Consider the following 23,187-nt stretch of genomic DNA (forward strand, 5'->3'; position numbering starts at 1 on the left):
ATTTCATCTGCCACCCATGCTTTTTGCAGAGTTTTTAATACTAAATAACGTTTATTGTTACTATCATATTCAAGTGCTTGGGCTAAGTTTCTTTCATCTGTTTTGCTAAAAATAGGGTGTACTGTTGTCCAACCACCTATCTTTTGGCTATGTTCTTTCCATATCTCATCCCCCATACCTTGTACACGATAGTCCAAAGAAATGTGAATATCGCCATAGAAATCATTCCCCACATCATTTTTAACACTTAATTCTGCCAAAACCTGCTCATCATTAGGCAGACTAATCCCCATGCTAATCGTCATGTCTTTGCTAATAGCCGTTGGAGCAAACTCGCCCAATTTGGTTTTGCCATTGTCAATCTTTTCAGGAAAGTTAAAACGTCCACCTGCAATGCTAATGCTACTTTGCTTATCACCATTTATCACACCCCCGATCGGCTGTGGCGTGGAGAGATTTGCAACGTCCGCCCACAAAAACGCCTTTTGCCCTTCGTTGATTTGGCTAGTTTGGTTATTGCCCTGCTCGTCCGATGTCCAATACACACGATAAGTTGGCGGTAAATAGTCATCAGGCACACGTTGCCACACCGCAAACACTTGAGCTTGTCGCACGTCATCGCCTGTCGCATAGTTGTGCGTCGCCCCAAGCTGGGCTGTCCAGTCGGTGGCTTTGATATTTTGTCCGACAATTGCCTTGCCTTGGGCGGTGCGTATCCAGTTGCCATAGCCAAGCTCGTCATAAATGGCTTGGCTGTTTTCATAATGATGTTCGGTAATAAATAGTCCGCCAATTGGGATTTTTAGTTGCTCTACTTGTTGTTGCAATTTTTTAATCACCGTATTGCTTACTTCATCAAGCAAACTACGCAACGCATATTGTGGGTGTGGGTCAGCATGGGCTAAATGCTGTTGCATGAGTGCCACTGCCATAGCTCCGTTAGGGTCGGCTACCACCTGAACATGGCTGATATCCAACGCATCAACCGTTAAGCCAAATGAGCCAACAAACGCCACGTCAGGATACACCTTTAATAACGGCTTGTCGGTACGGCTCGCTACGGCAAATAAAATATTGTTTTCATCAAACACCCCAATCTCCCACACTTCGGTTTCGGTGTCTGCATACAGTGTGGTGCTAAATCGTAAGGTATGGCTAGCAGGCTCAATCCCACCTGCGGTAATCGTATGACGGCTGATTTCGCTATCTAAGGCGATTTTATCGCTCGTGGGTGTGTATTTACCCTGTCCGATACCAACATGGGTTAATCGCAACGTTAGACCTGTGTTGGCATCGTCAAGTAAGGCATTTTTGCCTGCATCTGTGAGTTTAAATAAAATAGGATTTGACATAACTATCCTTTAACTGATAATGGCATAACTGGGATTTTGGGTGCTTTCACGTTGTTTAGCAAGCTCCATAACGATATTACTAATATGGGGCAGTACGGTATTTTTATATTCTTCAAGCGATAACACAGGCATTCTATCCGCCAAACTGATTTTTAACAGATATAGTGTGTCTTTTTGTAGTCGCAACAGGGCTTGATGATGCACTTGATCGACAGTGTGACTGAGCATAAAAATAAGATTACCTATATTGTCGTAACCGCCGATTTCATGCACGCCGACATCTTCGGCATAACCGACAAAGGCGTAAAGCGTTTTTGTGTGAGCGTCATAGGTGGCTTCATAACTTGCGATTGGATTTAGCATCTGTGTTTTAGCATGAATGCCTGTACCGATTTTAAGTGTGCCAACCGACTCATAATTATTCTTGGGGGCATGTAGCGTTATGTGTGTCATCGTTCACCTTATCTTTTGATTATATATCATGGGCAACTGCTTTTAAAACATCCCATTCTTGGCTATCTTTTTGCTTAGTATCTATCATATCACTATCGGCAGGGGCATAATTGACGTATTCCAAAAAGCAAAAGGCAAAGGTGTCTAAAATATCAGGTGATGAGATGCCTTGTTTTCGCATATCTTTTTTAGATAGCATTTTCCAGCGGGCTTTATCATCAAACACATAAGGCAGTTTAATCGCTTGTTCTTCAATTTGATTTTTGATGCCATAATGCGATTGGACCTTTTGCGATAGGCAAAAATATCCTTTTTGAATGGCTTTTGCCAAACTCACATAGGCGTGTGAGCGTTTGTTCAGATAATACAAGCGATTGGCATTTTTAAAACAGGACACACCCCAATGTACTTCGGTAAAATACACGCCTTCTGCTTTTAACGTTTGGCAAAGACCTGCACCGCTACCAATGGGGTCAATCACCAGCATTGCCCCTGGATAGGTGTCTAGTAAATCATAAATTTTGGCTTTTAATTGGTTAATCTGGGCTTGGCTTGACACAAGCGGAATATCCAGTACTTCCACAAAACGCTCTACACGCCCTTTGACAACCTTATCCACGATTTTAGCAAGCGTAATCACGCTACTATCACGCCCAACGCCACCGCCAACGTCCACCGTAATAATATAACCAAAACGATCATCGGTATTGATACATTGCTTAATTGCAAGCATTTGTTGAAATTCGGAACGGGTGATTAAAAACTCGCCCTTTAATTCTGGAAACTCGCCACGGATACGGATTAAATAACCAGGTGAATTTCTATCACCATATTGATATAAGGCTTCAATCAATTTATCGGTGCTAACAATGGGGGATAATTCCCCATTGAATTTTAACGCAATCCATTTACCGCCATTTTTATGGCTTAATTTATGATGCGTATCATAAAAAAATCCTGTGCCACGAGCGGGCTGACTGGTTAAGACCGCTTTATTATCTTTATGGGTCAAAGCACCGATTGCCACTTCCATAACAGCGTTATCAATACCACACGCTTCGTCCGCCCAGACCATGTAGTTATCGCCATGCTGACCTGCAATGTTGGTTGGCTGATGTTTTGGGGCGGTTTGGGCAAACACAAACCAAGTCTTTTCATAGCCTTTGATATATACTTTTTCGCTAAATACTGCCATATAATTAGCAAGCCAGCCCCACACGCCATTTCGCAATCGCTCCAAACAAATGCTAATCTCTTTCCAAACAACGGTACGTAATTGTCCGATTTGAGGAGCGGTAAACATCATAATACTGTCATCAAAGCACAATAAATGCCACAGGGCGACAATACCAGCCGAGCGGCTTTTACCTGTCCCATGACCAGACGCCACCGTTGTTCTACTACCGGGTACTTGAATACTGGTAAATAACATTTCTTGTTGTGGAGTAACGGCTTGTCCTGCTTCTTCGGTCATGTTAAGCACTTCAACGGCAAAGCGTGTAATATCATAACGATAGCGTTTACAAAATTCATACCATGCAGGTAAGGTTTTTAAATCTTCTAGCATGAAAACACCTACACACTAAACGGTACTAACCAATCATCATCGCCGTCATCTGTGGTTTGTTCATGGGTTAGCATAAAGCCCTGCCTTGCCATATACGCCCCCCAAACCGCCAACACAATGGCAATGTGTCCATTATTAATGGACGTGTCAAATTCCAATTCCTGACCTGTTTCGCCCACCTTTTTTGTCTGTAAAAAATCGCTTGGGTTATACATTCTGATATCATCATTAATCACCAAAAGATTAGAGCGTTTTACTTCCAAAAATATTTGCAACACTTCTTTTAAATGTTTTTTTTCATCAAACGCCAAAGACCAATGCGAAAACACTTTTGGTGTGTCGGTTACCACCAAGGTATTGTCTTTTGGGATAACTGGCTCATGATAATTGGCTTGTTTTTCTACCAAAATTTTACCGCTATCCGCCATGGTTACCGCAATCATTCGCACAGGCTCACCCATATAACCTGCACAACGGCTATCAATCACAACAATGTTTTCACTCATGGCTTATCCTTTGGCAAATTTTCAATGCTGATTTCTTTACTTTGTTTATCCGCCTTAATACGCTGATTATCAGGATAAATATCCGCTTCAATCACCATTGCATTTAACTCGGTATTTGTCGCTTTTTCGCCTGTAACTGGCTTAAAGGGATTATTCACCGTTGCTCCTGAATCAATCGGCTTAAACGGATTGGTTGGTTTTTTCGGTGTAATATCCGTGCTAGGTGGTATGTCTTGCCATTTTTCAGGTGTACCCACTTCGCCTGTGTCCGTGTCATTATCCCATGCACCGTCAAGCCCTGTCATAATCGGAATATCGCCCATAATGGTACAATCCACCGTAACAATGGTTAAATTTTGGTATTCACCAGCGGTATCAGGATAAAGGCTATTATCTAGCACCCGAAATTCCCAATTATCAATGAGTTTTTTATCACCCACAAACCCCAACTCAAACGCCACTTCAAAGGTACGCTTGCTTTCATGGCGAAAATAAGCACACAACTGGTTAGAAATCATCATTGCCCCATGCACATCAGGGCAAAAAAAGGCAATTTGACAACGCAAAGCAGACGGTATGGCTCTAAGCTGTGCGACTCGGTTTTCTGGGTCATGCGGGATTATGACATCAAGCCATGCAGACCGCCCAACGACTTGGTCGTATTCAGGCGGTGTTTGAATGGGGGCTACGGCGGTTGTCATTACAGGGATAAAAGCCGAGCGAGTTTGACTTTGGCTATTTTGGTTTTCTTCCCACGCTTTTAACATGGCTTGGCTATCGTCAATCATATTAGAGCGACACGCCAAAATCGCCTGTTCTAACGGAGCGGTTTTCCAACGATAAACCGCCTGACCTTCAGGTTTGCACCACTGGCGAAAATCTCGCAAGCATAATGCCCACGCCATTTGAATACATTCAAGACTGGATTTGGTGTATCTATCGTTCATCAATAACCCCCAAAAATCTTTGACAAACCGCTGTAATCTATATGTTTCTCTGGCAGTTGTTTATCAGGTGTTTGATTTATCTGATGTAAACCAATGTTATCAAACGCCTTAACTTCGTCCAAAAATTGCGAAAAAGGAGCAGACGGACAAATTAGACTGTCTAATAATTGCTCTTGGCGGTTTTGTCGTTTTTGGGCTAATCGTTGTTGGCGGTTCATATAGTCCATTAACTGCTGTTGGCTGGCTAGGGCTTCTTTTTGATAAAAATCAATCATTTGCGTGGCGGTTTGGATATCTTGTTTGCTATTTATGACCTGATAAATACTATCGTACTGAGCGATAAGACTTTGCTCTAAAGCATTTTTTAACATCAATTGTTCATCAGTCGGATTTTGTAAACTGTCAAACATCAAGCCGTCAAACGCCCCAAATCCTTTGTTGGTGTGGTAATTTGGGTTTCTGACATAATCAAACCCATAAAAACCATTCACCTGTCTCATGCCACTGGCTGACGGCTTAAACATCACGGCGGTACTAAACCCACCCACGCCAGCCTTATATTGTTGATAAGCATATTCACCAGTTTCATTTTCTAAAAACTCTTCACGGTGGGTAACATTACCGTTTTTATCAGCAATGAGTTCAACGGTGCGAATAGCAGGGGCAATGCGAATTTCTCGTCCGTCATCGGTAAACACGGTATCTGGCGGATTCATGCCATGTAACATACGCACTTCATGACCGTAATAACCGTACAAATCGCCCGTTGCAACCAATTCTTGCACGGCTTTTGAGTTAATGGCATCAACCATGGATAAAACATCAACATTGGAGCGGTCTTGACCGTTGTATTTTCGCCCACGTTCTTTGATGTTATAGGTTATGGCTTTGGTTTTTCTTGACATAAAAAAATCCCCTTTAAACTTTAATGAATGCTAGTTTAAAGGGGATTTTGTGAAAGTTTATGCAATGTTCCTAATTGACAAGCACGCCAAAGGCGTATAAAATTAGCAAAAAAAGGAAAGACGATGAAACGCCTATTACAGTTTATAGAAACCAGCTTGTTCACCAAACAAATCAAAAGTTTGATTACTGATGATGAATATTCACAATTACAAGATAGTCTAATGAATGAACCTGAACAAGGTGATATCGTTATTGGCACAGGTGGCGTTAGAAAAACACGCTTTGCCATTGGCAATCGTGGCAAAAGTGGTGGTTTGCGGATTATATATTTTTATGTGGATAGTAAAGGGCGTATTTATATGCTTCTTGCCTATCCAAAATCCAAACAAACAACCTTATCCGATGAAGAAAAATCTATCTTATTAAAATTAACAACAGCGATTAAAGAGAATATACAAAATGAGCAATAATGAATTTTTCAATGATTTAAAGGCTTCATTAGAAGAAGCCCTAAGCATCGCCAAAGGCGAAACCACCCCTAGTCGTGTTTTTACTTATGAAGTAGAAATACCAGATGTGAAGGAAATTCGTAAAAAAACAGGGCTTTCACAAATTGATTTTGCCAACAAATTAAAAATCAGTTTTAAAACCTTGCAAAACTGGGAGCAAGGTCGCAGAAAGCCAACAGGGACAGCCATTGTTTTGATGAACTTAATCAACAAAGACCCCAATATTTTAAACTTAACCTAAAAACCGCTCACCACCCAAACCGCCTGTAATGGCATACGCCAAACTTTTATCGCTGACATTTTGCGGAATTTGGCTTTGACTGCTAGCGGTTATGCTATCGCTTTTTTCGGTTGATAGTTTTTGGGTAATGCTTGGCGGTTTTGGGATATTGACGGCTGACACATTGGGGGCTTTTGCCTGAGCTATTGATTTCCACCCTTTGCCGTCAAAATAACGATTGGCTGGGTGGGCTTTGTATTTATCGCTTGGATTATAATTAAAACCGCCTTCAAACGTTGCACCATAGGCTTGGGCGTAGGTCTGTAATTCTTTGTTGGTAAGAGAGCCTAATTTTGTATTATTGTTAAAATTATCCGCAACGCCCAATAGTCGCACATTTGCCCCTGTCTTTTGTAAAGTTTGTAACTGTTGTTTAACCAAATCCAGTGAATTTTTAGCATTCATCGCATTAGACAATCCACTTGATAACACCACTTGGGTGTTTTTGTTAATCGCTCCTGCCTTGATTAATGACTGAATTTGCCCTAACACTTGGCTAGGGTTTTGTCCATTGACCGCCGTTGATTTGTCTGAGCCATGCACTTGATTGTATTGCACGCCAATACTATCACCAATCACCACACGATTATTACCAAAACGATTGCTTTGGCTGGCAAGTTGTTGTAATTTGTTGGATTGATTGTTGTTTTTTTGGTTTGAAGTGATTGATTTTCCAGTAACCATGCTTGCAGTTTTGTTTAAATGTCCACGTCTGCGATTGTCATGCGACTTCCAGTCAAAACTTGCACCGCCACGCAATTTATTTTGACCATAAGCCCAACCGACATAGTTTTTACCAAGTTCTTTCGCATAATTCTCTGGATTATCGTGTGGATTTGCCCAAAAATTGCCTAATTTGCCTTTATAAGCACCTTTCATTTCAGATACAGAAAATTCAGCCATAGCGTCAATAGTCGCTTGTGACTGCACCATTTTACCATTTTGTAACAAGCCTTTTGTGTTTAAATGTGCCTTAAGTCTATCCGCTCTTTCTCTATTCCAAGACAACATACCAATGTTTGTAATATTATTACCATTTTTATCTTTAGCGGCATCGGTATGATAGCCAAAAATATTTTTGTTTGCAAAATCACCTTCACGCCCAACTTCAGCCGTAATACCCAGTGCTTGCTCATGGCTTAACCCTGCTTTTCTATAAGCTTCATAAACGGCAACATTGTTTGGTTTACCACCTGTGCTATCACCTGTATCGTTTGGGTTTTGGCTATATTCAGCGTTAAAATCACCACTCGGAATAGCCCCACTCGTTGCATCGCCCAAGTTAATGTTAAACAAATCTTTGGCTTTGGTTTTTACCCACTCAAAAATCGCACTTGCTCCACTAAAAAATGGATTTAACCCAAATATAAAGGCTTTTTGCATTTTATCAGCAAGGTTATAATTGGTTAGCCCATTTGTCCAACGCTCAAGATAGGGGCTTGCGGTTTTGCCTAACGCTTCACCACCTTCAGACCCTAGCCATCCACCCAACAAGCCACCGACCACCGTGCCAACACCTGGCAAAATAACCGAGCCAATACTCGCCCCTGCCATAGCCCCTGCGACCCCACCACCAACCGCACCTATGCCAGATGATTTTTCTTCATGGCTTTTATTATCCCAACCATAAGCAAGATTTGATACGCCAAATAACGTCCCCAAAATGCCTAAACCTTTACCACCCTTTTTAAGCAGTTTAAAAACCCCCTTACCACCTGCCATAAGCACGCCTAAACCACCCATAAGCATTTTTGCCAATAACCCCAACAAACCGCCACGCCTGCCGTTGTTGGCGATATTTTCTAAATGCTCTTCAACCGTTCTGTTATGTCGGTCTTGAGCCTGTGGAAGTGGTTCATTACGCTTTCTAGCAAATAACTTATTTTTTGTCCAAGCCCCCATACGCCACATCAGCCCCAACATTTTGCCCATAGGTTTCACGGTATCATAGACTTCGTGCATACTTTCCACCAATGGGTCAAGGTTTCTATCATCAACGCCCACATCAGCCACATTTTTAGCCACCGTATCGGATAATTTTTGGATAAAACTCACTTCTTCAGCCTGTGATGTAAATCGCCCATTGCTATCACGCAGTCGCTCTGTTGGCGTGTTTTGGCGGTTTTGATTTTGTCTAACGGGTGTATTTGTTGTATTACCAATTTCACGAGCAGGGGCTGGCAAATGTCTATTGCTTTGCCTTGATGTTTGTTCATCAACAATAGAAGTTTGTCGGTTACGTTGATTTCTTATTCTTGTGGTTTGGTTTAACTGCCCTAGTCGTTGATTGATGCCTTGTAATTGGGTTTGGCTTGTTTGTGCTTGTGCCGATAAAATCCGAATAATGGTTTGGGTGTCATCATGCAGTAAGCTGGTTTGCCGTTCAACACGTTGTAAACCAATAATAAAACCTTGTGGGTCATAATTTAAATTTTGCATATTTTTATCCTTTAGCCATATTGTCTATCATTACTCAATCCACTAACCGCATGAGCCAACCCCCTGTCATTGCTCGCTAATGGTTGATTGTTTGCGACCAATGTTTGCGATTTTTGTTTTGTCGTGGTTTGCGGTATGGTGGGTGGTTTTGGCAAATTGGTGGTTTTTAGCTTAGGTGCTTGAGCGGTTTTAATGTTAGTTGGAGTGGTGGTAGAGCCTTGTAATCCAGTAGCATTGATAACAGAAATCGGTAGTTTTGTTTGATTGTTTGATAAATTGTTTTGATTTTGCAATAAATTATTTGATAAATAATTGTTTGTTGCAACAATCGCTTGATTGTTCGTTTGTTGTGTGTTTTGAATGGTGGTTTGATTGACAGAATTTGACCTAAAAATATTATTTGTTTGAATATTGCGATTGTTTTCTTGTTTTGGTTGTTCAGGTGACTTTTGAGCGATTGCTAATTCGGCTCGGATATCTTGATAGGGGTCTACCACATACACATCAAATTTTCTATTGTTTAAATTTTTAACATAGTCATTTAATTTTGTTTTTCTAACACCGCTTTTGCCGTCCGCCCCTTTGGCACTGGTACTTTCAGAGACATATTTTTCGCCATTTTCGTCAATAATGGTTACAATATGTCCAATATTACCAAAACGTCCAACAGCGTGCTTGCCACGACTTTCACCAATTATCATACCTGCTTGTAGTTTGCTTAAATCCAAGTCCTGCCAACCTTTTTTATGGGCAACTAAACGCCCTTTTTCTTTTTCGGTTCGGATAATCTCAGACGCTGTGCCTGCGAAAATCTTCGCCTTGTCCGCTTTTGGCTTGCCTAAAATTTGACTAATTTGTTTCACCGTATCTTGATTCACCTTTGCGACCCAACGTGAACAATCAATCACGCCATTGCCATTACCCCCCATTTTATAGGTAACATCATCATGGGTGTAAGTCATTTTTGAGCCAAAATCCACACGCCATGTTACCTTGTTAAAATCCCCACCAAACCCCAACGCATTTTTGAAATCACCCCAAAGTGATGACGCACCGTCTGCAACTGTATCCAAAAAATTTTGCCCTTTCTCAATCCATTCAGTAATTTTTTGTTTAATCTTATCAATTACTGATAAAAAGCTATCATACAACCACGACAATGCCGTTTTTGAGCCTTTGAATAAATCGGATAAACCATTGCTAAATTTTGCTAACAACTGTTTTGGTAAATCAAAACTGATTAAACTATCCACCCAGTTTTTGATATGGGGTAGGGCATACTCGCCCAAAACTGCACCGCTCTTTGAGCCAAGCCAGCCACCAATGAAACCGCCAACTGCCGTACCAATACCGGGAAAAATCACCGAACCAATCAACGCCCCAATACCAGCACCACCAACACCACCCAATAAACCACCAACACCACGAGATTTTTCTCTGTCAGATAATTTATCCCAGTCCATTGCCAAATTGCCAGCACCGATAAATGTTCCTAATACGCCTAAAGCACGAGTACCGCCTAATTTCTTTAATAAAGATTTACCATGCTTTAAGGCAAAAACCCCCACGCCTGCCAATCCACCCCACAACATTCTACCCATTTTGCCAAACATTTTCATAAACGGATTTAAGCGAAAACCACCAGAACGGTTATTTTCTATCCTTTCTAACTGCTCTTCCACATTGGCTTGATGACGCTCTTCAGCATTGGATAACGGCTCACGCTTTTTATTGGCAAAGAGTTTATTTTTTGTCCAAGCTCCTGCCTTAAACATGAATCCAAACATTTTACCCATAGGCGATAGCACGCCTTTGACTTCATTCACACTGTCTAGCAAGGGGTCTATATTTTGGCTATCTATGTTATTTTCTAATTGCTGTTTTAAGGCATGATTGAGCCGTGAAAAAAACTGGCGTGCTTTATCAGCTTTTTCAAATTGGCTATCTTGGGTATTTTGCTGAAGGCGGTTTTGTTCAGGGCGAAATCTTGTTTGTTGTCTTGCAACACGTTGTTGTACCAAACTATTGCGACTTGCATTTTGGCTGGCGTGTCTGTTATTACTTGAAGATTGTCTGTTATTTTGATTAACTTTTTGGATAATTTGTTCAGTTTGTTGTAATTGTTGTTGGCGTTTTTTACCGCCATGACTTAGAATTTCAATGATTTTTTGGGTATCATCGTATACGATTTTGGTTTGTTTCTCAACACGATTAATCCCCAAAATAAAGCCTTGACTGTCATAATTTAGCATAAACCAATCCTAAAAATAAATGCTATTTTGGCATGATTGACAATCAAGGCAGAAATATGTTCCTTATGCATATTTACGATAAGCATTTGCCAATTTCACATCATAAGCATTTTTGGCATAGCCTGCACCGTTATAACCTTTAGCAAAGCCTTTCCAATCCTTTTTTTGTAGTTTTGGCAATAAACCGTTTTTCTTGATAAAACGCACCATGCAATCAATCTGACTCATCTCGTCTTGATACATGGCATTGATAAACTCTTGCAAACTATCATAGCCCAAAGTCTGCCAATGATGACCCATGACCTGCCCCAAGCCCCAACTACAACTTTCAAGGGCGGTTTCACGGTGAAAACTGCTTGCAATCGCCAATCTAGCGTGCTGTTCATGGGTTTTACCATAAGGATAAGCCCCCCATTTGGCATAACACAGTTTTGGCTGTTTTGCCATACAATCATTGCGAATGCTAATCAATTTTTTATTGCCCAAAAGCCTGTAAAAAACGTGTGGCTCAAATAAAATCTTAGGCACAAGGGCTTTAGACTTTTCATCAAGAATAAAACCGCTACCGCCTGCTTCTACTTCAACCACCGCCTTTAAAATGGCAAATTCTAAGCCATTATCACTGGCAATTTGGCGGATTTGTTCATCAGTTAATTTCTTGCTCATCGTTTTTCCTTTTATCAGTTTTACCAAAATAAAAATTAATTGGACTAGACACCCAACCCAACACAACCCCTAAAGCTACATTGATTAAATTGACATTTTCTTTGGGGATTTCTAAAAAATACAGCCCTGACACCATCAAAAATGCCATGGTCGCAAAACAAATTGTTAAAACAAAATGCGAATTTAATAAGTCTTTCATCTGGCTTCTCGCTTTATTTCATCAAGTTTGACCGCCAAATCATGAATACGCTCGTTTTGTAGCTCATTGCTATGCCGATTATCCAAGATTTGTTCTTTTAGCATAGTGGCGTAGTTATCTTTATTTTGCTCACGATTGACCACCCAGCCAATCACACCAACCACGCAAGACAACATAAACAGAGTGATAAATTTACCCAAACGAATCGCCCCTTGCATTTCATGATTACTACGCTCTAGGGATTCAATTTTTTGGCTATTGTCACGGCTTAACTCATCGTGGCGTAAATTAATCGCCCGAAGTTCCGCTAAGTTTAGATTTAGCTGGGCTAAATCCACCTGTACCTTGTCTAATTTTTGTTCAATCCGATTGGTTGAATGGTCAGTCATGGTTAACCTCCACTAATTTTAGCCAAACGCCTGTTGTTACCACCGCTTCATGTTTTTGTAATAACACATCGGTATGCTCAGCAAAATCACCCAATGCCAAACGCAATTCATTAGAAGTTGGTTTTTGGTTAAACACTTTTAATACAGTTTGTTTGTCAAAATCAAACAGTTGTAATTGATACATATTCACTCCCAAACCCTACCGATAAAGCCCTTTAATCATCATATCCATGCGTTTTATCAGCTGTTCTTTATAAAGAACTTCGTTTTGCAACGCTTTTTTACGGTATTTAAAGGCGGTAGAAGTTTTATAATCTTTGATAAATGATATTGGCATTGTAAGACAGTCCAACAGCGTGGCATTGGTATGTTCCATTATCTCAAGGCATTCATTCAGCAATGAGTTGGCTAAGTCGTTTTGAGATGTCTGATAATGCAGTAGTGGGACGAAATCGTGCGATATGAATATCGCCACCCCCTTGATTTTGTGAATTGCCAAGCAAGGTAATGCCGTCATTATCCACGCTGATATCCACCAAATGGCGTAACTTTTCACAGCCTTGATAATAAATATCGGTTAATTGGCTAAATAGACTGTCTGTCAAGCGGTTAATCATCTCAAAACGACTGCGAAATACATTCTCTAGGGTGTCTTGATTGTCTGTTGGCAAATGCTCCCAAATCACAGGGTTTTGTTCATCACCAAAAAAGTGGGTCAAATCCCCAGACAACTGACAAGCTATCTTGCCTGCCAGCCATTCGTAAATATTTTCACATTTACTTTGTAGCAAAATTGCATGACTACCCAGTAGCTGACTGACATAAACCCCATTCACAGAAGCCATATCAGGGGCGGTTTTAGCCTTGATAAAAAACTCGCTAACATCGGTATTTATCATATAGTCATTGTTGCTAATCGCTAAATAATTGAGCAAAATATAATAGCGTTCTTGCACGGTTAAACGCATGGCAATACTGTCATCTTGACAGGTATAAGCCAAAAATGAATTCATGCGTAATTCGTTTAGTTCTTGTGGAATTTTCGCCATTTCTATGATTTGCCCAATTTGTAGCTCTTTTAGGTAAATCTGCTCATGGCGTAATTGAATGGGTAGGCTGTTAAACATAAAAAATATCCTAAAATAAATTTAGGATATTGTAAAATGGGGTGGGTATGATTACTTCGTATGTTCCAATACTTCAATAAGCGACTTGCTGAATAGCCATAACCTGACGTATCATCTGATTAATACGTTCTTTAACGCTACTGTCTTGGCTTGCTAACCAAAACGCCACATCGTCATCTAAAACTTTTTGTTGTCTTAAACGGTTAAGATGTGGAATTTGGGTAGCACGTTTAGCATTGCTAAAATCATACTCAACTTTCATTTCATCTGTATTGTCATTACTCATAGACTTGTCGTTCCTTTTTAGTTGGCAAACGTGCCGAAATAATGCGAATGAAATTTTCATCATCATAGTAACAATAGACCACAACCAATAGACGATTTGCCATACCAATTAACACAAATCTAGGTTCATCATGGTCATTATCTTCTTGAACAAGGGCATTTGGGTCAAATAAAGCCATTTTAGCTTCATCAAAACTTACTTTGTGTTTATTCAAATTGATTTTTGCCTTGTTGGCGTCATAAACGATTTGAATATTTTCATGGGTATGCAATTAATTACTCCAAATTGGTATGATTGATACAATCCTATCCTATCCCAAGAAAACCCATTTGTCAAGCATAAAGGGCTTGCACATCACTTCTATCCCATGCCTGTTGAGATAAAAAGTTGATTTGAACCTTGACCGTAATTCTATCGCCATTGGCATTCATAGGAGCTGTCATTGGAGCTGAAAGACTTTCTATTATCAAGTCTGTATATAGCTTACCGCCATAGGATAAATTCACCGACACAGGAATAACAGACGGAAACAAGCCTTTTAACGACTTTTCACCTGCCATATTCACCAATAAGCCATTTTCAGACAAGGCAATAGGCACTGTCCATTCTTGTAAGGCTTGTAGGGCGTTTTCTACTTCAACTTTGGCATCTTGCCAAGCCGATAAAATCAGGGTTGCACTAATTCTGACCGAATGCGATGAGGTGTAAATTTGCTCGCTATTTAATTTGGTAAACGATGAACGCCCTTGTAACTCGCCTAATTGACCGACTAAATCGCCTAACAAGCCTTCTTTGGCTTGTGGGGTTTTGGCTTCGTTGGGATTTTCCACTTCTGGACTGCCTGCGTTTAAAAACTCACCCGCTTGCATGACAATCTGCCCTGACTGTATCATACCCATGAGATTGGGCATACGCCCTTCAGGATTTGAGTTTTCAAAAGGGGTAGAATACTGATTTTCAAGGCTAAATTCAGCGTTTTCAAAGATACCAAAAACGATACGATTATCCGCTTTTTCTAAATGTTGGTTATGAACAGGTTCTATTTTGGCGAGTAAGTTTCGGTTTAGTCCTGCCTGTCCCCATATACCGCCGTCGGTGTTGTAGGCGGTGATATATTGGGTTGCAAGCGTGGCTTCTGGTGTGTTTTTCATAAAAAATCCTTACAAAGTTTTGTAATGATTATAGCAAATTCACCGATTAAACCGCTTAGCGTTCCATTATCAAGCTTTCCATTTCATCATCACGCAAAATGTAAATACCGCCTTGATTATCAAGTTCGTACTCATTATTGCCTTTGATATACGACTGATACATATCCCACCAAAAACTATCTGCGATAACCAACGTTTGCTCATCGGTCGTGCAACGATATAATTCTTTGATTTCATTATCGCTATCTTGTCCAAAATTAACAATACCAAAATCAAGCCCATGTTTAATAAAAATCGCTTTGACCGCCCACCAGTACATGCCAAACGCACGGTAGCGGATAGGGTCGCTTTTGATACGCTCATAAAGCGTTTTTAGCACAAACTCAAAAAACGGCGTGTCATCTTTGCGGTTTTTTTCATAAGACTGACGTGTTTTATCCGTCATTGTTTGCATTTGTTCACGGCTAAATAAATATTGATATCTCATGGTTTTTCCTTATCAATTGGCGGTTGTGCTATACTAGGCACAACCGTCATATATTAATTAACTTTTTACTTTGAATGTAATCGCCTTGGTTTCTATCGCTTTTTTAAAAGACGGTTTTGCATCAATTAATTTTTTAATAACTTTTGACTGTACACTCCAAGAATGATTGTCTTGAGCATTGTAGGCATACGGTATTTTTCTACCTTTGAAAGCAAATACCTTATCACCATGTTTAACTGCGTAATCTTTAATGTCATCTTTATAGTCTAGCAGTTTTTCACTACCACTATAAAATACCAAAATCGTATCGCCGTCTATTTCTTCTAAAGACACTAAAATATCTGCACTGCTAGGCTTTTGTATTTCGCCATGTTTAACATCTTGCACTTCTTCTACATAGTTCAACAAGGTAGCATTATTGAACAATCCATAGCCTTTAAGATGAACCTTAACCTTAAGATTTTTTTCAGCAATTGCTAACACTTCTTGATAGGCCCAATTGAAACTACCATCCGATTGCACCTTACCTGCTATAATATCTGATTTTAAACTGGCTATCTGGGCTTCAAATCCCTGCAAATCTAACACTTCACGCACAAAATCAAATGTATTCGCTCCCAACAACTGAAAAATCTTTTTAACATCACTTTCTTCCAATGCCAATTGATTGGCTTTTGAAACTGCAATCAAGGTTGAAATAAAGCCACTCGTAACACTTACCCACGTCTTAGCAGTTTTGTTAATGGAAATTGGCAAATTATACTTTTCGGTATCTTTATCATAACTAATATTGTTTTTTTGCAATTCTTGATGATACCACTGCATAAATGGCGTATCATTTTTAAGCCAAGAGCCACCCAATAAATAACCAAATGAAAAATCAAACGCTTCTACATAATAGTTGTGCGGGGCTGATACCGAATAAGAGAGTGCCTTATTTTTAAATTCAACAACTTGCGATAAAATACTGCTATAAGTATCAATAGGTTGATTATGTTCCACAGACCAAGTATCTTCAAATTCAGCCATTTGTTTAAGTAAATCCAGATAACGATTATCATTTTGTTGAATAAGTGTAAAATTACTAATGGCTTGCTCTTCAATGGCACCATATTTATCAGATACTTCATAAGCATTCAAGACTTCTGATGTACTAAAAACACGCTCACCGTTTTTATAAATACCTTTACCCCATGCCTTACCGATATCAGTATTCGTTACCACATAAATACGACCATTGTCATTACTGATAAGGATATCGCCAATTTCTAAAAACACATTACCAACCACAACAGCCGTTTTATCTGCAATTTTTTGTCCGCTTCCTATAGGGTATCCACCCTGTGTTTGTGCAACTTCATCAATGGCTTGAATTGACTGATCGATAAGTTTTTGAGCCATTTCTTGTCTGTGCATAAACTCATCGTAAAATTCTGTATTTTTATCAAGTAAATCACTTGTTCTTCTATCACCTTTAACCAAAGAATAATTATCATAACCACCAACCAGTGAACGGATAATTGTTGCGACATAATCATAACCACCACTACCCAGTCCTAATTTTTTTGTCGTTCCCAAGCTGTAAGCATTGTCGTTAATCAGGTGCATTGCTAATTCATCAATGTCTGTTGAGATGAATGCCGAACGCCCTAAATCAAACAAATCAAGCACCTTCTCAAGCCCTTCTTTAAATACATTAAAGGCTTCTTTCTGCTTGCCATTAAACTGCAAAATTGGTGTAACCGAGCCGTCTTTTTTATTGATAACACCTTGTTGTACCAGTTGTTTGGCTGGCTTGTCAGTTAAGTATTTTTTGATAAGGGCTTCAACCTCACTTTGGTATGTTTTTTTCAAAACATCTTGTTGAGCTACAATGGTGTTCATATTAATACGTTGATCAAGCTTTGCCATATCCAAGCGGTGCTGTTTTTCAGCTTCATCACGCTGGGCCAAATATTTTTGAATAGCGTCTTCATCACCAATACTTTCAATGAGTGCGTTTTGGTCATCTTTAGATAACTCGCCAGCCACTTCAATTACCTGTTTATCGCCCTGCAATAAATCACTAATCCATTCATCTTTTTTGTTAATCATTTCACGTTTGAAACTATCAAACGTGCCATCAGCATCATAATAATAAATTTTCACACTTTCGGTATGATTGCCTTGTCTAGCACCACGCCCATTACGCTGTTCTAAGCTATCAGGTGTCCAGCCTGTGGTTAAATGGTGAATGGCTTGCGTGCCGATTTGTAGATTAATGCCAACTTCTGCTTTTTTATTGGCAAGCACAATTTGATAAACGTTTTCATCGTCCATGGCATTAAAGCCATTTTGTACATCAATGATTTCGTCCGCTTCACTATTGACCTGACCTGTGATAATGGCTATTTTTTGTTTGGCAATACCGCATTTATCCACCAAAAGCCGTACAATCTTACTGTGTAAATGTAAATGGTCGCAAAAGATGATTTGTTTGACAATGTTAGAAGTCGTACCGTCTTTTCTTTTACCACGTTTATTCGTCATTTCTGCTTTGATGTTTTCTAATAACGCTGAAATTTTGGCAGAAATGGTTACATCAAGCTTCACGCCCATTTTTTCGCAAATACCTTCAAATCGCTGTTGAATATGATAATCCATGCTATCAAGCATAATGCGATTTCGCCCTTTATGTACGATAACATCCGCATTCACCACAACTTCATATTCTTTAATTGAACCGTCATCATCATATTTCTCTTGCACATTCTCCGATTGAGTATAACTACTTAAGCGTGTTCGTGTGTCTTTGGGTGGTTTTTTATTAAATTCATCAATTGATTTCTTAACCAAATTTAATTGATTTTCATCAATATCATAGAATGTACAATTGTCGCTAAAATCATCATCACTAATCAACACTTCCATTTTACGAATCAGGTTAAAAGGGTGAGCGAGTAGCTCATCTGATTCATTGAATTTTGCTTTTATTGCACTGTATTCAGCCGTTAAATCAGACTTGTTGCCTGACTTCAAAAAACTTTTAGCAGACATATAGGCTTTTTGTAGTGTTTTTAACTCTTGAATACTGCTACCTGACAATTTTACGCCAATTGAAACACTTTCTCGTTCTGGGATAACCACCGACATTCCTTTGATATCTTCTGCATTTTTAACGGTAGTAACTTGATTAATTGCACTTTTTAGCATATTGATATTGGTTAAACCCATAAACACATCCGCATTACCAGTTGTACCGTCAATTTTATCAATGATTTCATTGGTAATTACACAGGTAGATTGAATAAAATCGTCCGCCCCATTAATACCGCCTAGCATACGGTTGGTTTGTTCACGCCCAACTGCCAACGAAAGCATAGAATAAACTTCCAGTGGCGAATTGGTAACTGGTGTTGCAGTCAGCATTTGTACACCGTCATTATTGACAGACAAGCCACGAATATACCATGCTTTCGCTTGTGCGTCTGTCCCACGAGATGACGAGTTTGGACTACTTAGGTATTTGGTGCGACCAGCCGTTTTTGCTTGAGCAGAGTTTTTAAAGGCGTGTGCTTCATCAATCACAAGGCTATCAACCCCCATATCTTCTAAGAATGGGGCGTTGCCATTGTAGGTTAATTCTTTTTTCAGGATGGCAAGTACGCCTTTTGCCCGTTCGCTTTCTTTTTTAGATTCTGAATTTGCCCCTTGATACAAATTATCCGATGCGGTTAAACTGTTTATATAGCTATCAACCGTTTTTTCTCGTAGTTTAATGCGTTGTAAGGCCTCAAAGGTCAAAAAGATTTTGCGATATTGCCCACTGATACATTTTAGCAAATCTTCATCAAACAAACTGGATTTTACGGTAAAATTTTCGCCATTTTCACGCAAACCGATAAAAATACAGTCATCGGTATTGCTATAAGCATTCATCACTTCTTTTCGCCAATTTGACAATACCGACTTTGGCACAACAAACAAGGTTTTCTTCTTTAAGCCAATATTATGGGCGTGTTGCACACTGGCTAAGGCGGATAGAGTTTTACCAAGCCCTACACCAAAACCATTAATACCACCAAATAATCGCCCTTGATTACGCACAAAAGCATTTTGATAACCATGCAATTTGATATGGCTTGCCAGCCCATGAATATCAATACTGCTTTCATCATCATTTTGGGTAAAATAACGATTTTTGGGGTCATTGACCTTGTTTTCTAATAACTGCATTAGGCGGTCATTTGCTTTCACCCACGCATTAAACTGAACATTCCATTCATTAAAGGTTTTATTGAGTAATTCTAAGGCTTGTTTTTCGTCCAAGCCGTCTATCTTCATACCGCCCAATGTCAAACGTTGGTCTTTTTCTAACGCCAACCCAATCCGTCTAGCAATTTTATCTTGATTACTCACCGTTTTACCGTCAATACTTACCACATCACGACCACTGTCATTTTGCACAACATCAACCGTCATTGATGTAACAGTTCGCAAAAATTGAGCCTTAAATTCAGCAGGAATAAGTGGGTTACGCAATCCGTAAGTAATCTTACGAATATCAATGACTGGCAAGTCGCTAATTGCTTTTGCACGTTGGCGAATGAGCTTTAATTTAATCTCATCACTTACTGCTTCAGCAATTTGCTTATCCAAATCATCTAAACGCTCTTGCAAATTACCTACCAAAAAATCACTGGCTTGAATGACAGACTGACCATCAGATGCAATAAAATAATCATCATCAGCCATAACATCAATTTCGGGGGCGATTTGTTTAAAGTTATCCAAACTGATATATTTTGACTTGTTGTTATATTGCAATTGAGCAATCTTGCTTGATAGAGAACCAACAATATTTAAATCTTGTTCAACAGCTGTCTGAATATTACCGTTCCAAACATCACTATAATTACCTTTGTTGTAGTGTAGCTTAATATTTTTTAATGCAACGCTAATAATACCTTGATAACCACCTTTAGCGAGAACCACCACATCACGCATTTTCTCGGTTAAAAGTGGGTATTCGGTGCGGTAGCTAAATTCTAAACCATGTTTAGCCAATACATCATTGATTGCTTGTGATGTATGGTAAATCTGCCATTCGGTATCATTTTTTACTTTTTTAAGTAGGGTTTTAACATCATTTAACGATTGGCTATTGATAGATTTTTTGGCAAAATAATTTGTCATTGCTACCACATCATCATAACCAATACCATGTTCAATGATACGCATAGATTTATCTAATTTTGACAACATATCTTGATACAATATATCATCATCATCATTACTTTCGGTAGTTTGGGATTGCCATAATCCGTCTTGCATCATATACTGCACACCGCCACGATACACCACATCACCGTCTTTATAGGTGATTTCGGCTGGCGTGGTGTTTAACAATTCCCAGTTAATACGACTATCAAATTTTCTAAATAGTTTAGCAATTTCAGCCTGTGATAAATCCGATTGGACCTTTACAATATCATCACCAAAGCGATTTTTTGCTTGAACTTCTGTACCTAATACATTTTTCTTATGGTGAACAAAGTAATGACCGCTTAAATAATCGTCCCACAACACGCCAGCCTGTTGTAGTAATTCAATATTGCCATTTTCATAATGGTTGTTAATCGTTTCAATCATCTGCGTGTTATACTTTTTGAACACCATTACATCAACTGATACATCTGCCCCAGTATCAGTAAACATACTGTTTGGTAGGCGATAAGCCCCCAAAAATTCAGCGATACGGCTTGTTTTTTGGCGTAACTCAATTTGTTTTGCCCCTTTGCCTGTGATAGTGCTAGGGGCAGTCATTAACACCGCTAAACCACCTGATTTTAGCTTTTCAAGCGTTCGCATGATAAAATAGTAATCAAGACTGGCATCTTGATAAGCGGTATCGTGTAATTTGTTCGCCCCACGAGCTGAGTTATCACCAAATGGCACATTGGTAATCACCATATCAAAGCCGTTATCATCATCACCGTCATCATAGCTATTAACGATTTTTTCAAAAGGACTAATGGTGGTCGTTGAACGGTTGCCGTCATTGAGCAATTGGCTAATTTTGCCTGATGTTTCGTCAAGTTCAATATTATCCATTAACACATTGTCGGGACTGGTAGCGGTAAATACCCCAGTACCACAGCACGGGTCAAGCACACGCCCGCCATTAAAGCCGAGTTCTTTGGCTAAATCCCACATTCCTGTTGCCAATTCCTTAGGCGTGTAATATTCATAATCCGAGCCAGTTTTGCCGTCTCGCCCTTTTAACGCTCCGCCATTACCGCTATATTTTGCCAAAATTTGTTTATCATCATCGGTTAAATCGGTAGGCGTGATTTCGCCATTGTCCAGCTTATCCAAAATAGCAAATGCCTCATTATTAGCTTTTTGGCGGGTGGTTTTGGTGCGTGGTATGGCAATGTGGGTGCGGTCAAAGGGGGCTTGATTTTTGATATTTGTTGCACCAAGCGGTCTTACTTCCAAAATCTCAATAAAAATATACTCATCTGTCAAATTGCCTATTTGATTATACTCTTGACTTACTTTATCAAATGCGGTATTATTGTTCAAAAGGCGACAATCTCCGCTGTTTATAAGTAAACCATCAAAAGATGGCGATACTGGTGGTGTAGTCGCCTTTTTCTCATCTTCATATTCTGCATTTTTGGCACTGTACGCAATTAAGCCATTTCCCATCTCAAAACTGCCGTCCGTCAATTCTGCGACTTTGACCTGCAAATGAATTTCCGCATTGTCAATCAATACCCATTTGCGGTATTTATGAAAAGCAACATAGTCATCTTTCGTACGGACTTTTGTTAATGGTTGTCGCTCTATAAACTTGCCTTGTGTTAATATTTCGGCAACTTTTTCAATGACTTGTGCTACCATTTCATCACCAAAAACAACATCATTTGCCAAATGATTACGCCCTTTGCTATTAAAAACAACATTTTTCCCATCAACGGTTGTGATATATTTGTCCTTAAACTGTTTTAAGTATGTTTCAACCGCTTTTTTCGTTTTGCTTGGGTCGTCAATGTGCAAAGGCTGTATTTCGTTTGGGTCTAGCGGTGTTTTTCCGCTAGGCACAAATTCAAATTTAATCAAATCAAACCCATTTTCAACCAACTTCTGCAAATCCCCCAAAGTCCCAAGCAACTCATACTCGCCCAGCTTATCGGTGTTCACCCACGCATAGGCTTGTAGTTCGTCTTTTTTAAGGTGGATTGGCGTGTCATCTTTGACCACGCCTGCAAAACGGTGGCTAATACTGCCAGTTGATAGATTGACCTTTTCCACAAATGTCAAATCAGACAATTTAACATCCGTTTCTTCCGCAAGTTCACGGATAGCTCCTTGTTTTGGGGTTTCACCTTGTTCAATCTTACCGCCAACAATCCACCATTTATTCGGCTTAAAGTCATCTTTGGCAGAACGCTGTGCCAGTAGGATTTGACCGCTTTTGTTGAATAATAGGGTGTCGGCGTATTCTTGTCTGGGGTTAGTGTTGGCAGGCGTGATTTTACCCATACCCAAATCTGACCGCAACTCATTTTGGCGTTTTAATGCTTTTGCCAAAGCAAGCCCTTTTAGGCTCGCCTTGTCTTTGACCAGCATTTGCAACTCTTTTAATGCTTTTGCTTTTGCTAAACCTTGCAACATCTCACACCC

General features: G+C 39.6%; 21 protein-coding genes. 2 read left to right on the forward strand and 19 right to left on the reverse strand.

Annotated elements, in window-relative coordinates:
- The 6 genes from A3G3_RS13870 to A3G3_RS12855 form a co-directional block, all read right to left on the reverse strand.
- A partial coding sequence (locus A3G3_RS13870; RefSeq protein WP_211207535.1) for a phage tail-collar fiber domain-containing protein occupies window positions 1–1,352 on the reverse strand: 1,352 nt, incomplete at its 3' end.
- A 9-nt stretch (window positions 1,353–1,361) separates the two neighbouring features.
- Entirely contained in the window at window positions 1,362–1,805 is a 444-nt protein-coding gene (locus A3G3_RS0101095) for a hypothetical protein (RefSeq protein WP_019518697.1), read from the reverse strand.
- Between the two features lie 19 nt (window positions 1,806–1,824).
- Window positions 1,825–3,372 carry a hypothetical protein gene (locus tag A3G3_RS0101100; RefSeq protein WP_019518698.1) on the reverse strand — a complete coding sequence of 516 codons (1,548 nt, stop codon included), beginning with the start codon at window positions 3,370–3,372 and terminating at the stop codon, window positions 1,825–1,827.
- 8 nt (window positions 3,373–3,380) lie between these two features.
- Complete coding sequence (locus A3G3_RS0101105) at window positions 3,381–3,878, reverse strand: hypothetical protein (protein ID WP_019518699.1); 498 nt, start codon at window positions 3,876–3,878, stop codon at window positions 3,381–3,383.
- A complete protein-coding gene (locus A3G3_RS12850) occupies window positions 3,875–4,825 on the reverse strand; it encodes a hypothetical protein (protein ID WP_019518700.1) in 951 nt (316 codons plus the stop codon). Before A3G3_RS12850 ends, A3G3_RS0101105 begins: the two co-directional genes overlap by 4 nt.
- Window positions 4,825–5,730, reverse strand: a complete 906-nt coding sequence (locus A3G3_RS12855) for a hypothetical protein (RefSeq protein ID WP_019518701.1) — start codon at window positions 5,728–5,730, stop codon at window positions 4,825–4,827. Before A3G3_RS12855 ends, A3G3_RS12850 begins: the two co-directional genes overlap by 1 nt.
- Before the next feature lie 123 nt (window positions 5,731–5,853).
- Here A3G3_RS12855 and A3G3_RS0101120 point away from each other — a divergent pair, with 123 nt between their 5' ends.
- Window positions 5,854–6,201: a type II toxin-antitoxin system RelE/ParE family toxin gene (locus tag A3G3_RS0101120; RefSeq protein WP_019518702.1), complete on the forward strand. Its 348-nt coding sequence runs from the start codon at window positions 5,854–5,856 to the stop codon at window positions 6,199–6,201.
- Window positions 6,191–6,481, forward strand: a complete 291-nt coding sequence (nadS, locus tag A3G3_RS0101125) for a NadS family protein (RefSeq protein WP_019518703.1) — start codon at window positions 6,191–6,193, stop codon at window positions 6,479–6,481. The genes A3G3_RS0101120 and nadS overlap by 11 nt, the downstream gene beginning before the upstream one ends.
- Here nadS and A3G3_RS0101130 read toward each other — a convergent pair.
- The 13 genes from A3G3_RS0101130 to A3G3_RS0101190 form a co-directional block, all read right to left on the reverse strand.
- A complete protein-coding gene (locus A3G3_RS0101130) occupies window positions 6,473–8,959 on the reverse strand; it encodes a hypothetical protein (RefSeq protein WP_019518704.1) in 2,487 nt (828 codons plus the stop codon). The two genes, nadS and A3G3_RS0101130, sit on opposite strands and share 9 nt — an antisense overlap.
- 11 nt (window positions 8,960–8,970) lie before the next feature.
- A complete protein-coding gene (locus tag A3G3_RS13875) occupies window positions 8,971–11,211 on the reverse strand; it encodes a hypothetical protein (RefSeq protein WP_019518705.1) in 2,241 nt (746 codons plus the stop codon).
- 63 nt (window positions 11,212–11,274) lie between these two features.
- Window positions 11,275–11,877 carry an N-acetylmuramidase family protein gene (locus A3G3_RS0101140; RefSeq protein WP_019518706.1) on the reverse strand — a complete coding sequence of 201 codons (603 nt, stop codon included), beginning with the start codon at window positions 11,875–11,877 and terminating at the stop codon, window positions 11,275–11,277.
- The gene (locus tag A3G3_RS0101145) at window positions 11,858–12,076 is read right to left on the reverse strand and encodes a hypothetical protein (protein ID WP_019518707.1); all 219 of its coding nucleotides are present in this window, start codon (window positions 12,074–12,076) and stop codon (window positions 11,858–11,860) included. The genes A3G3_RS0101140 and A3G3_RS0101145 overlap by 20 nt, the downstream gene beginning before the upstream one ends.
- Window positions 12,073–12,465, reverse strand: a complete 393-nt coding sequence (locus A3G3_RS0101150) for a hypothetical protein (RefSeq protein WP_019518708.1) — start codon at window positions 12,463–12,465, stop codon at window positions 12,073–12,075. The genes A3G3_RS0101145 and A3G3_RS0101150 overlap by 4 nt, the downstream gene beginning before the upstream one ends.
- Window positions 12,458–12,649 (reverse strand): hypothetical protein, encoded by a 192-nt coding sequence (locus A3G3_RS0101155; RefSeq protein ID WP_019518709.1) that lies wholly within the window; start codon window positions 12,647–12,649, stop codon window positions 12,458–12,460. Before A3G3_RS0101155 ends, A3G3_RS0101150 begins: the two co-directional genes overlap by 8 nt.
- 15 nt (window positions 12,650–12,664) lie before the next feature.
- Complete coding sequence (locus A3G3_RS14415; protein WP_019518710.1) at window positions 12,665–12,841, reverse strand: hypothetical protein; 177 nt, start codon at window positions 12,839–12,841, stop codon at window positions 12,665–12,667.
- A gap of 13 nt (window positions 12,842–12,854) precedes the next feature.
- A complete protein-coding gene (locus tag A3G3_RS0101165; protein WP_019518711.1) occupies window positions 12,855–13,592 on the reverse strand; it encodes a hypothetical protein in 738 nt (245 codons plus the stop codon).
- Window positions 13,593–13,665: 73 nt separating this feature from the next.
- Window positions 13,666–13,878, reverse strand: a complete 213-nt coding sequence (locus tag A3G3_RS0101170; RefSeq protein ID WP_019518712.1) for a hypothetical protein — start codon at window positions 13,876–13,878, stop codon at window positions 13,666–13,668.
- A complete protein-coding gene (locus A3G3_RS0101175; RefSeq protein ID WP_019518713.1) occupies window positions 13,871–14,149 on the reverse strand; it encodes a BrnT family toxin in 279 nt (92 codons plus the stop codon). The genes A3G3_RS0101170 and A3G3_RS0101175 overlap by 8 nt, the downstream gene beginning before the upstream one ends.
- A gap of 61 nt (window positions 14,150–14,210) precedes the next feature.
- Window positions 14,211–15,029, reverse strand: a complete 819-nt coding sequence (locus tag A3G3_RS0101180; protein WP_019518714.1) for a hypothetical protein — start codon at window positions 15,027–15,029, stop codon at window positions 14,211–14,213.
- 55 nt (window positions 15,030–15,084) lie between these two features.
- Window positions 15,085–15,516 carry a hypothetical protein gene (locus A3G3_RS0101185; protein ID WP_019518715.1) on the reverse strand — a complete coding sequence of 144 codons (432 nt, stop codon included), beginning with the start codon at window positions 15,514–15,516 and terminating at the stop codon, window positions 15,085–15,087.
- Between the two features lie 57 nt (window positions 15,517–15,573).
- Window positions 15,574–23,178, reverse strand: a complete 7,605-nt coding sequence (locus A3G3_RS0101190) for an NUDIX domain-containing protein (RefSeq protein ID WP_019518716.1) — start codon at window positions 23,176–23,178, stop codon at window positions 15,574–15,576.
- Window positions 23,179–23,187 lie beyond the last annotated feature (9 nt).

The sequence above is a fragment of the Moraxella boevrei DSM 14165 genome (assembly GCF_000379845.1).
GTDB classification, from domain to species: Bacteria; Pseudomonadota; Gammaproteobacteria; order Pseudomonadales; family Moraxellaceae; genus Faucicola; species Faucicola boevrei.